Origin of the sequence: Comamonas sp. wu1-DMT, from assembly GCF_040187805.1 — a bacterium.
Lineage (GTDB): Bacteria > Pseudomonadota > Gammaproteobacteria > Burkholderiales > Burkholderiaceae_C > Comamonas > Comamonas thiooxydans.
In genome coordinates, this window is the sequence record NZ_JBANEM010000006.1 from 81098 (window position 1) to 92699 (window position 11602).

At 66.2% G+C, this 11602-nt stretch carries 11 protein-coding genes; 1 reads left to right on the forward strand and 10 read right to left on the reverse strand.

What is annotated here, in order from left to right:
- Positions 1 to 8: 8 nt before the first annotated feature.
- The 3 genes from V8Z78_RS10745 to V8Z78_RS10755 form a co-directional block, all read right to left on the reverse strand.
- Entirely contained in the window at positions 9 to 1208 is a 1200-nt protein-coding gene (locus tag V8Z78_RS10745; protein ID WP_349731347.1) for an efflux RND transporter periplasmic adaptor subunit, read from the reverse strand.
- A gap of 131 nt (positions 1209 to 1339) precedes the next feature.
- On the reverse strand, positions 1340 to 2197 hold the full coding sequence (locus V8Z78_RS10750; protein WP_349731348.1) for a helix-turn-helix domain-containing protein: 858 nt from the start codon (positions 2195 to 2197) through the stop codon (positions 1340 to 1342).
- Positions 2198 to 2212: 15 nt separating this feature from the next.
- Entirely contained in the window at positions 2213 to 2596 is a 384-nt protein-coding gene (locus V8Z78_RS10755; RefSeq protein WP_349731349.1) for a hypothetical protein, read from the reverse strand.
- Positions 2597 to 2818: 222 nt separating this feature from the next.
- On the opposite strand from V8Z78_RS10755, the gene soxR reads away from it, so the two are divergent.
- Positions 2819 to 3289 carry a redox-sensitive transcriptional activator SoxR gene (soxR, locus tag V8Z78_RS10760; RefSeq protein WP_302092807.1) on the forward strand — a complete coding sequence of 157 codons (471 nt, stop codon included), beginning with the start codon at positions 2819 to 2821 and terminating at the stop codon, positions 3287 to 3289.
- Between the two features lie 7 nt (positions 3290 to 3296).
- Here soxR and hutG read toward each other — a convergent pair whose 3' ends face one another.
- From hutG to V8Z78_RS10795, 7 genes are all read right to left on the reverse strand, one after another.
- The gene (hutG, locus tag V8Z78_RS10765; protein WP_003070554.1) at positions 3297 to 4112 is read right to left on the reverse strand and encodes an N-formylglutamate deformylase; all 816 of its coding nucleotides are present in this window, start codon (positions 4110 to 4112) and stop codon (positions 3297 to 3299) included.
- Between the two features lie 41 nt (positions 4113 to 4153).
- Positions 4154 to 5578, reverse strand: coding sequence for a formimidoylglutamate deiminase (locus V8Z78_RS10770; protein WP_349731350.1), 1425 nt, complete (start codon positions 5576 to 5578; stop codon positions 4154 to 4156).
- Positions 5579 to 5620: 42 nt separating this feature from the next.
- Positions 5621 to 6781: a histidinol-phosphate transaminase gene (locus V8Z78_RS10775; protein WP_349731351.1), complete on the reverse strand. Its 1161-nt coding sequence runs from the start codon at positions 6779 to 6781 to the stop codon at positions 5621 to 5623.
- Entirely contained in the window at positions 6778 to 8166 is a 1389-nt protein-coding gene (locus V8Z78_RS10780) for an FAD-binding oxidoreductase (protein WP_349731352.1), read from the reverse strand. Before V8Z78_RS10780 ends, V8Z78_RS10775 begins: the two co-directional genes overlap by 4 nt.
- Positions 8167 to 8191: 25 nt before the next feature.
- Entirely contained in the window at positions 8192 to 9454 is a 1263-nt protein-coding gene (gene hutI / locus V8Z78_RS10785) for an imidazolonepropionase (RefSeq protein WP_349731353.1), read from the reverse strand.
- A 139-nt stretch (positions 9455 to 9593) separates the two neighbouring features.
- Positions 9594 to 10160 (reverse strand): HutD/Ves family protein, encoded by a 567-nt coding sequence (locus V8Z78_RS10790; RefSeq protein WP_003070573.1) that lies wholly within the window; start codon positions 10158 to 10160, stop codon positions 9594 to 9596.
- Positions 10161 to 10268: 108 nt separating this feature from the next.
- Complete coding sequence (locus tag V8Z78_RS10795; protein WP_349731354.1) at positions 10269 to 11600, reverse strand: amidohydrolase; 1332 nt, start codon at positions 11598 to 11600, stop codon at positions 10269 to 10271.
- Between the last annotated feature and the right edge of the window lie 2 nt (positions 11601 to 11602).

Consider the following 11602-nt stretch of genomic DNA (forward strand, 5'->3'; position numbering starts at 1 on the left):
CTCCCTCCTTACTGCGCAGCGGCGGGCGTGGGCGGCACGGCCGCTGCCACCACCGGCCTGGGATTGACGGGCATGCCGGGGTAGTAGATGCGCTGCACGCCGCCCACCACCAGCCGGTCTCCCGCGGCCAGGCCTTTTTCCACCAGGCGCCGGCCATCGACCATGCGACCCAGCGTGAGTTCGCGACGCTCGGCCAGATTGCCTTCGCCCACTACATAGACGTACTTGCGGTCCTGGTCGGTGAGCACGGCCTTGTCGTCGATCAGCAGCGCCTGGGACTCGGCCTCCTCCCGGTCCGGGCCGCTTTGCATCTGCACGCGTGCGAACAGGCCTGGCGTCAGCATCCGGTCGGGGTTGGCCAGGCGCGCGCGCAACCGCATGGTGCCCGTGCCCGGCTGGAGCTGGTTGTCGCTGAAGTCCAGCGTGCCCGCATGGGAAAAGCCGCTGTCGCCGACCAGAGCCACGCGCACCGCGCGGCCCTGGCCGCTCAGGCCGGCCAGACCTGCCTTCTGGTAGCGCAGAAAGCTGTGCTCGTCGGCATCGAAATACGCATACACCGGGTCCTGCGAGACCAGGGTGGTCAGCACGCTCTGGTCGGCCTGGGCCATATTGCCCACGGTGAGCAGGGCGCGGCTGGCACGGCCCGTGATGGGCGCACGCACCTCGGTGAAGTCGAGCTGCAGCCGTGCGGTGGCCAGCTCGGCCTCGGCCGCACGCACCTGGGCCGTGGCCTGGGCCAGCGTTGCGGCCCGCGTGTCGGCTTCCTCGCGCGAGACCGCATTCTCGGCCACCAGCTGGCGCGCGCGCTGGTCCTGCGTCTGCGCCAGCCCGGCAGCGGCACGCGCGCGTTCGAGCTGTGCCTGGGCGCTGGCCAGGGCCGCGCGATAGGGCCGCTGGTCGATCACGAACAGCAGCTGGCCCTTCTTCACCTCCTGGCCCTCGGCGAAGGCGATGCGTTCGATATATCCCGACACGCGCGAGCGCAGCTGCACCGACTCCACGGCCTCGATGCGGCCGTTGAACTCGTCCCAGGGGCGTATGGCCTGCAAGGCGACCTCGGCCACCTGCACCTCGGGCGCAGGCGGCGGGCCGTTGCTGGCATGGGCATCGCCCGTGCCGGAACGGCCGCAGCCGGAAAGCAGGGCCAGCGCCGCCACGGCGCTGGCAAGCATGGTAGGCCGCAGCTGCGGTGCTTGGAAGACAAACATGAGACTCTCTCCTTCAGGAAACGGCCGTGCACGGCGTGCTGCGGCGCTTTGCGGGCACACCCGCCCCTGCGCGGCTCGTGGCGCGCAATGGACGTCGTGGGAAACAGGTTGGAAACGGGGCCTGCCGGCCTTCAGACCGCGGCCCCGGACACAGGCTGCAGCCCGGGCCACGCAGGCTGCAACGGTGCTCTGCGCTGCGCCAGAAAGCGCCGCGGCGAGCTACCCACCGCTTTGCGGAACATGGTCACGAAGGCCGGCGCACTTTCGTAGCCGAGGGCGTCTGCCACGGTCTGTATGCGCTGCCCTTCAGAGAGCTGCTGCAGCGCGGTAAGCACATGGAGCTGACGGCGCCACTGGTTGACGGTAAGACCTGTCTCGGCCAGAAACAGCCGGGTCATGCTGCGCTCGCTCATGCCTATGCGCAGCGCCCAATCGGCCAGCCGAGCCTGCAGCTGCGGCTCGGCACACAGGGCGCTGGCCATGCGGCGCAGACGCCGGTCACGCGGCATCGGCAGGTGCAGCCCCTCGGGCTGTGCCGCCTGGATCTCATCGATCAGCACCTGCATCAACCGGCCGTCGCCGTCATCAAGACGGTAGCGCTGCGGCAAGGCCTGCACGCGCTCCAGTAGCGCGCTCAGAAATGGCGATACCGCCAGCGCATGACAGGGGCCAGCCATGGGACGCGCCGCCCCCGCTGCCACGAATACGATGTAGCCGCTGGCAGCACCGCTGCAGCTGACGCGATGCGGCATTCCGCCTTCGATCCAGGCAGCGCTGCGCGGTGGCACCACGCAGACGCCAGCATCGGTCTCCAGCGTAATCAGCCCCGCATTCGTGACCATGAGCTGACTCTTGCTATGGGCATGGAAATCCATGCCCCAATCCCCCGGGCCCGACTTCATGGGCAGCACGATCACCGGGCGGTCCACCTGATCGGGGTCCCACATTCCAGGCCTGCCCTGCAGCAAGGCTTCATCCACGGCATTCATCGCTTTTCCCTCATTTCAATCGCTCTCAAGAAGCTCCAGCGCTCGCTCGCGCGCCTCTTGTGTGGAGGCCACCAGCAGCATCGGATAACCCCAGGCCTTGCCGAACATCTGCGCCAAGGCCTGGGCCTGCTCCCGCTTTTTCGCATCGGGCTCGGCGTGAACCAGAGCGCGAACCAGGCTTTTGAGCTCGCTGCGGCGGGCTTTCATCCAGAGCACTACCTGCTTGCGCTCCTCGGGCGAGTGCTCCTGCTGGGACATGTCTCCGTCGCTGTAGAAGACAAAGGCCTGGCCGCGATCTAGCAGAGCCGAGAAATCCGCCAGCAAGCGGTCCACCGGCTGGGCCTTGTCACGCTCGTAGCTCATGCGGACCAGTGGATAGCTGCTGCTGTCGATGTACATGGAAACTCCCGTCTATGTTGGCCAATAAAAATGCGTCTCATTACTTTATGAGTGAACAGGAGCGACGTCATTGCAACTTTCAGCCAAAGAATTTCTCAGTCCGGCCAACTGGCCTTCATGGACTGTCTCAGCGGACTTGCCCAGCTCCTGCGCTATCGATCACAATGGCCCACATTCTTCAAGTTCAAGTTAACTTGAAGTCAAGCACCAAGGAAAGACATCATGAAAATTGAGGATGATCCGCTGATGAGCATCAGCGACTTCGCGCAGCGCAGCGGCGTCAACGCATCGGCGCTGCGCTTCTACGAGTCGCTGGGTCTGATCGAATCGGTGCGCAGCAGCGGCGGAAGGCGGCGCTACCACCGCTCGGGCCTGCGGCGCATCGCCTACATCGTGTTTGCGCAGCGTGTGGGTTTCACGCTGGAGGAGATCGCCGCGCAGCTGGCACGGCTGCCGACGCGGCACGTGCCTACAGGCGGCGACTGGCAGAAGATGTCGCGCATCTGGCAGCAGCGGCTGGACGAGCGCATCGACGAGCTGCAGCGCCTGCGCGACAGCCTCAACCAGTGCATAGGCTGCGGCTGTCTGTCGCTCAAGGTCTGCAGCATGTACAACCCCGGCGACCAATGCCAGCGCGGCGGCCCAGGGCCCCGCCGCTGGCTAGGCGACGAGCTGCAGGCCGAGGGCCACTAGCCTGGGCTCAGCGGCCGCTGGCCTGGGCGAAAGCCAGCACGGCCTGCAGCAGACGCTGCATGGTGGGCTGGATACGCGCCGCGACCTCGGGCAGGTAGTCAAAAGGCATCTGCTCCTGCATATAGCTGGACTGTGTCATCTCCAGCTGCACGGCGTGAAAGCCCTGCTCCGGCTGACCATAGTTGCGCGTGATGAAGCCACCCTTGAAGCGACCGTTGAGCACGCTGGTGTGGCCCGGTGCCTGCCGTGCAATGTCCAGCAGTTGCTGGGCCAGCGCCGGCGCGCAGCTCTTGCCGTCGGCCGTGCCCAGGTTCAGGTCGGGCAGCTTGCCCTCGAAAAAGCGCGGCAGCACCGAGCGGATGCTGTGCGCATCCCACAGCATGGCCACGCCGTGCTGGCTCTTGATGCGATCGAGCTCGGAGCGCAGCTGCGCATGATAGGGCTGCCAGTAGAGTTCGCGGCGGCGCGCGACTTCCGCCTCGTCGGGCTCCAGGTCCTTGCTGGCATACAGGGGCTTGCTGTCGAAGCCGTCAACCGGACACAGCCCGGTCACGCTCTGGCCCGGATAGAGGCTGGCACCATCGGGCGGACGGTTCAGATCGATGACATAGCGCGAATGCGTGGCAACCAGAATGGATGCGCCCAGCGCCTTGGCGAAGTCGTAGAGCTGCGGCATATGCCAGTCGGTGTCGTGGACTTCGCGCCCTTCGGGCGTGAGCCTGGCCGCAATGTCGGCCGGTACATGGGTGCCGGTATGCGGCATGGAAATCAGCAGCGGTGCCGTACCCTGGTGGAAGACAAAGGGGGCGATGGCTTGGCTCATGGAGCGTCTCTCTTCTGTCAAAAATCTGAATGCAGCCGCCCTCAGGCGCCTTGCAGCAATGCCCTGCGGGCCAGGACAAAGCCCTGTTGCGCGACCTCGTGCAGCGCATGGCGGCCTGCCTGCACGCGCTGCTGGCCGCGAACCCAGACATCGGCTATGGCCGAGGTGCGATGGCTTGCAAACACATGGGCTGCATGGCCGCTGTCGGCTGGCAGGCCGTTGAGGGCCACATGCCGGGCATCGAGCACCACGAAGTCGGCCTGCTGGCCCACGGCCAGACCGGAAATGGCGCGGCCGGATGCCTGGGCACCGCCGGCCACCGCCTGCAAGGTCATGGAGGTCGCCACCTGGGGCTGGGCACCGCCGCCGAGCACATTGCGCTGGCGCAGGTTCAGGCGCTGGCTGTATTCGAGCATCAGCAGCTCTTCGGCCGCGTTGACCGTGGCGTGGCTGTCCGAGCCAATGCCCCAGCGGCCGCCATGCCTGAGCCACGCCGGCATATCGAAAATCCCATCACCAAGATTGGCTTCGGTGGTAGGACAGATGCCGGCCACGGCAGCGCTGCGAGCCGCGCCCGCATATTCCTCGGGCGTCATATGCGTGGCATGAACCAGGCACCAGCGCGCATCGACGGGCGCATGCTCGAGCAGCCATTGCACGGGGCGCTGACCGCTCCAGGCCAGGCAGTCGTCCACCTCCTGGGTCTGTTCGGCGATATGGATGTGCACCGGCGCCTTGGGCAGCATGGCGTGCAGGCCTGCGAGCGCGGTCTTGAGGCTGTCCGGCGGCACGGCGCGCAGCGAATGCGGAGCCAGGCCCAGGGCTGCCTGCTGCGCCCTGGTCACGGGCTCCAGCTGCTGCAGCAAGGAGAGCATGTTGTCCGTGCTGCGAATGAAGCGGGCCTGATCCTCGCGAGGCGGCAAGCCCCCGAAGCCGCTGGTCTGATAGAGCACGGGCAGCAAGGTCATGCCGATGCCGGTCTTCTGCGCCGCACGCAGCAGTGCCAGGGACAGGCTGGCATCGTTGGCATAGGGCTTGCCGCCTACATCATGGTGCACATAGTGGAACTCGCAGACCGAGGTGTAACCTGCCTCCAGCATCTCCAGGTACAGCCAGGTCGCAATCGCCTCCAGCGCCTCGGGCGTCATGCGATTGGCAAAGCCGTACATCAGCTTGCGCCAGCTCCAGAAGCTGTCCTGCGCCTGGCCACGGAACTCGGTCAGACCCCCGAACGCACGCTGGAAGGCATGCGAGTGCAGATTGGGCATGCCTGGGATCAGCGGGCCGGCCGCCTTGGCGGCTTCCTCCGCCTCTCCGGCCTCGCCGCTTTGCGGGTCCAAACCGGTCAGCACTTCGGTCAGCTGGCCGCTCTCGTTCCAGCTCAGCAGGACGTTGCGCGCCCAGCCTGTGGGCAGCAAGGCGTCTGCGGCAAACAAGGTACGCGAAATGGATGAGGATGCAGTCATGGTGATGGTCTCGATGAGGCGAAAAAGATCAAACCGCGCAGCTCATGCAGTCACGCGCTCAGTCTGCTCCATCGCAGCGAGCAAAGCCAGAACAAAACGCGCGTTGTCCTTCTCGGTACCTATGGATACGCGCAGAAAATTCTCGAAACCGGGCTCCTTCCAGGGCTTGACGATCACGCCCTGCCTGAGCAGCGCCTCGGTCACCGGGGCATTGGGACGGCCCAGGTCGAGAAACAGGAAGTTGGCTACCGAGGGCGCAATGCGCAGGCCTTGCAGCGGCTGGCCCGGCCCTGCCAGCGCCAGCAGCTGTCTGCGCAGATCTTCGCGCAGCGCCACCGTGGTCGCCACACCGCTGCGCATGTGCGCAGGGTCGTTCCAGGCCGCCAGCGCCGCGCGCTGGGCTGCCATGTTCACGTTGAAGGGCGAGCGCACCTTGTCCATCAGGCCCACCAGCTCGGCGCTGTCGGCCATGCCGTAGCCCACGCGCAGACCGGCCAGGCCCCAGGCCTTGGAGAAGGTGCGCAGCACGATCCAGGGTCCGACCCGCGCGTCCAGCATGGCCAGCACATCGGGGTAGTCATCGTCATGCAGCGCGTATTCGTAATAGGCCTCATCCACCACCAGCACGGTGTTGGCAGGCGTGGCCTCCAGAACCTGCGCAAACTGCGCCGCATCCATCATGCAGCCCACGGGGTTGGACGGGTTGGGCAGGAAGGCGATCTTGGGGGCCTTGGCCACGGCAGCGCACCAGGCGCCCAGATCGAAGCCCAGCTGCTCGTTCAGCTCCAGGAGCTCGACCTCCGCGCCCATCATCTTCGGATAGATTTCGTGCAGGCCGAACACGGGACGCTGGGTCACCACCAGATCGCCGGGAGCGAGAAAGACCTCGCAGAGAATCTTGATCAGGTCTTCCGAGCCGTCGCCGAACACCAGGTGCCCGGCGGGCAGCCCCGTGCGCTCGGCAATGGCGTCTCGCAAGGCCGTGCAGTTGGCATCGGGATAGTTACCCACATCGTTGGCCACCTCGGCAATCGCCCGGCGCACCGAGGCGCTGGCGCCAAAGGGGTTCTCGTTGCTGGCCAGTCGCGCGATATCGGTCACGCCATAGCGCGCCCGCACCGCTTCATTGGACAGGCCTGCGTTGTATGCGGGCAGCGGGCGAACCTGTGCACGGGCCAGCGAGGCCACCAGAGAATTCGTCATAGATCAAATACCTTTCCGGGATTCATCAGGCCCAGGGGATCGAGGGCCAGCTTGATGGCCCGCATCGCCGCCAGCTCCGCGGGCGTGCGGCTGTTGCTCAGATACGGCTTTTTGTGCAGGCCGATGCCGTGCTCCGCGGAGACGCTGCCCTGCATCTCGCCCACGATGCGGTAGAGAAGCTCCTCCACCTGCTCGCATTCGCCGTTGACGGTCTTGCCATCCACCGAGACATGGAGATTGCCGTCGCCCACATGACCGAAGTACAGCGCCTGGTGACCAGGCCAGCGAGCGGCAAAGGCCTGCATGCAGGCTTCGGCAAAACGGCCGATGTCGGCCTGGGGCAGGCTCACATCGAAGTTGATTGCGGGATGCATATTGTTGTTGAGCTCGGCCGGTGCCTCGCGCAGCTTCCACAGCTGCTGCACCTGGGCGACCGACTGGGCCACGATGGCATCGAGCACCTCGCCGGCTTCCATGGCCTCCTCGAGCACCTGCTGCACATCGCCTTGCAGCTGCGCCTCGTCCTTGCCGTCCACATTGATCAGGGCCAGCAAGGGGTAGCGCTGTTCAAAAGGCGCAGCGAGCTTGAGCCAGGCCATGGAAGCCTGCACAAAGCTGTCCCACATCAGCTCATAGGCCGCGACGCTGTTGCCGAAGCGCGATTGCATGCGCTTGAGCACGGCCAGCGCCGAGTCGAAATCGGGCATGGCCACCAGCGTCGTTGCCGTGGCCTGGGGCGCGGGACGCAGGCGCAGCAGCACGCGCGTGATGATGCCCAGCGTGCCTTCGGCTCCGATGAAGAACTGCTTGAGGTCGTAGCCCGTGTTGTTCTTGATCATGGGGCGCAGCATGGGCAGCACCGTGCCGTCGGCCAGCACCACTTCCAGGCCCAGCACCTGCTCGCGCATCATGCCGTGCTGCAGCACGCCATTGCCGCCCGCATTGGTGGAGACATTGCCGCCGATCTGACAGCTGCCGCGAGCGCCGAGATCGACGCCGAACACCATGCCGACATCGACGGCCGCCTCCTGCACGGCTTGCAGGGTGACGCCGGCCTGCACCTGCATCAGTCCGGTCTTGGCATTGATGTCCTCGATGCGGTTCATGCGGTCCAGCGACAGGGCCACTGCCCCCTCCATCGGAACCGCAGCACCGGCCAGGCCGGTCAGACCGCCCTGCGGGACCACCGCAATCCGGTGGGCGCTGCACAGACGCATGACGGCGCTGACTTCCTCCGTGGTCCGTGGGCGCACCAGCGCCAGCGGCTGCTGAGGCGGCGTGCCGCTCCAGTCGGTGCGGCACCGCTCGGGCGTGTCCGTGCCGCGCAGCGCGACATCGGCGCCCAGGGTGGAAATCAGTTCATTGAGAAATTGTTCGTGAGACATCAGCAACCTTTCGCGCTCCCCGCATTCAGGCTTTGGCTTGCTGTGCAATCAGACCCTGGCGCACCACCGTACAGTCAGGCTTGCTGCCGAACCAATAGGCCAGCTCTGCTGCCTGCTGCACAGGCCAGAGCACGAAATTGGCGGGGCGACCCACGGCAATCAGGCCTTGCTCGTCCTGCAGGCCCAGAGCCTGCGCGGCGTGCCGGGTGATGCCGGCCAGAGCCTCGGGAACCGTCAGACGGAACAGCGTGCAAGCCATGTTGGCCATGAGCAGCAAGCTCAAGCACGGGGAGGTACCCGGATTGTGATCGGTAGAAACGGCCATCGGGACCTTGGCGGCCCTTAATTCCTCAATCGGGGGCACTTTGGTGTCGCGCAGCGTATAGAAGGCCCCGGGCAGCAGCACAGCCACGGTGCCGGCCTTCTTCATCTCGGCGATGCCGTGCTCGGACAGGTGCTCGATATGGTCGCAGGACAGCGCGCCATAGCGGGCCGCGAGGGCTGCACCCTCCATATTCGACAGCTGCTCGGCATGCAGCTTGACGGGCAGGCCCAATGCCTTGGCCGCTTCAAAGACCTGCTCGGTCTCGGCCAGCGAGAAGGCGATGCGTTCGCAGAACACGTCGACGGCATCGATCAAACCTTCGGCAGCCAGTGCCGGCAGCATGACCTGGCAGACCAGATCCGTGTATTCCTGGCTGCGACCCGCGTACTCGGGCGGCAGCGCATGGGCCCCTAAAAAGGTGGTGCGCACGGTCACGGCACACAACTCGCCCAGGCGCCGTGCGGCGCGCAGCTGCTTGCGCTCGTGTTCCAGGGCCAGGCCGTAGCCCGACTTGATCTCTATGGCCGTCACGCCTTCGGCCAGCAACTGCTCGAGACGCGGCAGCGCCAGCGCCACCAGCTCGTCCTCCGACGCTTCGCGCGTGGCCCTGACGCTGGAGACGATGCCTCCGCCGGCCCTAGCCACTTCCTCGTAGCTGGCCCCGGCCAGGCGCATGGCGAACTCGTTGGCACGCTCGCCGCCATAGACCAGGTGGGTGTGGCAGTCGATCAGGCCCGGCGTGGCCAGGCGCCCTGCGCCATCATGCCGGGGCAGCGCCTGGTATTCGGCGGGCATGGCATCCTGCGGGCCCACCCAGACCATGCGGCCTTGTTGCACCACGAGACAGGCCAGCGTGCCCTCGGGAATATCCGCCACTTCGGAGACATACAGCTCCGGCGCCAGACGCAGGTTGTACCAGCAGCCGTCGGCAGAGACTGCGGGATGAGAAATAACTTGCGTCATGGCGATGCTCCTAGTGTTCGATTACGGCAATTCAAACCATGAAACTACTGATTTCATAGCTTCATGCGCTTGCCACTCCTGATTTTTCATATCAATACGCATTGAAACGTCCAATTCAAGGGTGCAAGCTGCTCGTGTTTTAGCTGTGCGGCGTCAGGCTGACCAGGATCAGCCTGGCCTGCTCGTCCTGCGCCAGCAGCGGCTCGGCCTGGGGGCTGGTCCACCAGAGGCCTTGACCGGCTTGCAGTATCCGCCCGTCGGCGCATTTCCAGCCCCCCTCCAGCACCATGCAAAGCCCTGCGGCGCTCAGCCCCGCCTCGGCCCGGCCGCCGAGCTGCTCCAGACTGGCCGACCACTGTCCGCGCCGGGTCATGACATTGAAGTCGCTGGACGGCCCGCCCAGCAGATCGCAATCCAGCGCCATATCGCCCGAAAAGGCGAATGGCTGCCAGCGCTCGGTCAATGCATGCTCGAGCCCGGCATGGGCGCTGTGCAGCCGTACCCCGTCGCCATCGAGCAGCATGATCTGGCGGTCTATGCCCGGAAATGCAGAAAACGGGCCGGCCTGGGCAATCGTGGCCACGCTCACGCGCCAGCCAAAGCTGTCCATGCCCGCACCCTGCGGCCAGCAGGCAATCTCGCGCGTGCTGCCGCCCCCGTTCTTCCACGGGCTGGGCGCAATCTGGTTCAGGTCAAAGCGTTGCACCGATCAAAAGCACAAAAAATTAAAACAAAACGCCGCGCTAGAACCGGCGTGCCCCAGCGCGGAAGTACCGAGCAGGGGCCGCAGCCGTCTGGCAAGCAATGATGCGTGTCAAGGCTTGTCCAGGAAGCCCAGCGCCGCCAGGCTCATGGCCTTCACGCCGGTCTTGATGGAAGGCTCCGGCAGCGGCGCGAACTGCGGCGAGTGGTTGAACACCAGCGGCTTGCCGCCGGGGCGCTGCGAGGCGGCCACTTCCTGCGGGTCGGTGACGCCGACCAGGAAGAACATCGAGGGCACGCCCTCGGCACCGTATTCGGCGAAGTCTTCGCTGGTGGTCAGCGGCGGCGTGCGCGTCACGTTGTCGGCCCCCAATGCGGCCTTCAGCACCGACTCGACCTTCGCCACGACGGCCGGGTTATTGACGGTGGCGGAGCTGGTGTCCGGCAGCGCGATATCGGGCTCCGGCGCGCCAGCCGCTGCGGCCGAGGCAAGCGCGACACGGCGCACGCCGTCGAGCAGTTGTGCCCGCACCGCCGGTGCGTAGCTGCGGATCGTGCCGCGCAGCACCACCCGGTCGGGGATGATGTTGCCCGAGCTGCCTGCCTGCATCGCGCCGATGGTGACGACGCCGAACTCCATCGGGTCCTTGTCACGGCTGACGACCGACTGCACGTCGACGATGAAGCGCGCGGCAATCATCACCGGATCGAGCGCCTTGTGTGGCGCCGAGCCGTGGCCGCCACGGCCCTTGAAGGTGATCTGCACCTCGTTGGCAGCCGAGGTCATCGGCCCCACCGCATAGCTGACGGTGCCGATGGGGCGCGGGTCGGTGTGCAGCGCCAGCGCCACGTCGGGCTTGGGAAAGCGGGTGAACAGGCCGTCGGCCAGCATGGCACGCGCACCGGCGCCGGTTTCTTCCGCGGGCTGGGCAACCAGCATGAGCGTGCCGCGCCACTGCGACTTCAGAGCCGACAGCGTGCGCGCCACGCCAACCCACGCCGCCATGTGAACGTCGTGGCCGCAGCTATGCGCCACGAAGGTCTCGCGGCCGTTCCAGGTGGTCTTGGTGCGGCTGGCATAGGGCAGGCCGGTCTTTTCCTCCATAGGCAGCGCGTCCATGTCGGTACGGACCATCACCGTGGGGCCCGTGCCGTTGCGCAGCAGGGCCACCACGCCGGTCTTGCCGACCTGCTCCGTCACCTCGAAACCTAGGCCGCGCAGCTCCTTCGCCAGCCGGGCGGCGGTACGGGTCTCGGCAAAGCCCAGTTCGGGGTGGGCGTGCAGATCCTTGTACAGCGTATCCAGCTGCGGGTACATCTGACCCAGCAGGCGATCGATCGCGGCGGGCTCCTGCGCGGCTGCCCAGCCGGGCACCAGCAGCGCCGCAGCCAGGGCAACGCCGCGCAGCAATGCGGGAGCACGGAGGATTCTCCGTTGAGTCATGT